This is a genomic window from Rahnella sp. P4_A8 (genome assembly GCF_056402435.1).
The window spans coordinates 1-1,070 of record NZ_JBFUHK010000269.1; the positions used below are offsets into that span (position 1 = coordinate 1).

Consider the following 1,070-nt stretch of genomic DNA (forward strand, 5'->3'; position numbering starts at 1 on the left):
GAAGAGATATTACTGGTTGAAAATGAACACTTCCTCACGGTCGATGGCCAAGAGGAGGTCGGAACCGCCTTAGCTATCATTACCTTGGGAGAAATCAGAGAGTTTAGGCAAGATGACATCCCTAAAGCTTGCGCATCTTATTATGAAGCCGGTTGGCTAGCTTGGGAGATAAAAACAATCAAAAAAATTGAGAATCCTTTTCCAACACGCGCAGCACGAAAGTTTTACGAGATAGATGATTCAGTTCTTAACGCTGCGCGCTTAATAATAATTCGGTAAAACTCGGCGTGAAAAGGTTTTACCGAATCAGATTTTGCCTGTGTGAAACCTCTAAATACCATTTCTAATCCAAGCATAAAGTCTGCTCCTCGCTCATGGCTGACCTTCCTCACATGCGTCATTCGCTCAGTGCCAAGAGCAGACCTCAGCACGTTGAATGAGTTTGGATATTATACAAAATTCGGGTAACCGACAGGTTATCCCGAAAACGAAGCTAAAGCGGCGCAACGTTTTCCACTACATGCTGGAATACGTAGGGATCGGAAAGTAGTTCAAATTCTTCGTCATCTGGGTAAGTCACAGCTACGTGATAGCTTTCTCCGGCAAATGTCTTAACCGATTGTAGATCTTGCCAGTAAGTAGCCAGAAAAAAATGCTCCCAGCCACCTTGGGTTTCTCTACGCACACAAGCGCCTATGTTCCCAGATATGCTCTTAGAATGCTCTACACCTGTTTTCTCAAGGTGTTTCGCAAAAGCTTCAGCATGTTTTAGTGGAACACAACCGTGCCAGGTCCTTACAATCATTAGTGTTTCCTCTTTTAGTGGTAAGAATGTAACCATACCATCGGAAGTCACTTTATGGCGTATTTTCCAATTAGCATGCTTCGTAACTTAAAAACTAATTATTGGGATCAGCCAGCCTCCCTCTTCTTGTATGTCCGCTCATCGCTCGAAGCAGCCTGATGGGCTTCACCTACAGCAGTTTGGTGCCTAAAGCGGACATTGATTAACCCCGGAGCCAGGGGGTGAAAGTAAATCCGGTAAGCAACCCTTCAGGGCTGAGTAGCCG

The 1,070-nt window shown here is 45.0% G+C and carries 2 protein-coding genes; one reads left to right on the forward strand and one right to left on the reverse strand.

What is annotated here, in order from left to right:
- On the forward strand, positions 1 to 279 hold a 279-nt coding region (locus AC1DUO_RS25325; protein ID WP_477989441.1), incomplete at its 5' end, for a hypothetical protein.
- Positions 280 to 493: 214 nt separating this feature from the next.
- On the opposite strand, the gene AC1DUO_RS25330 is transcribed toward AC1DUO_RS25325, so the two are convergent.
- Positions 494 to 805, reverse strand: coding sequence for a hypothetical protein (locus tag AC1DUO_RS25330; RefSeq protein WP_112288749.1), 312 nt, complete (start codon positions 803 to 805; stop codon positions 494 to 496).
- Positions 806 to 1,070: the final 265 nt, after the last annotated feature.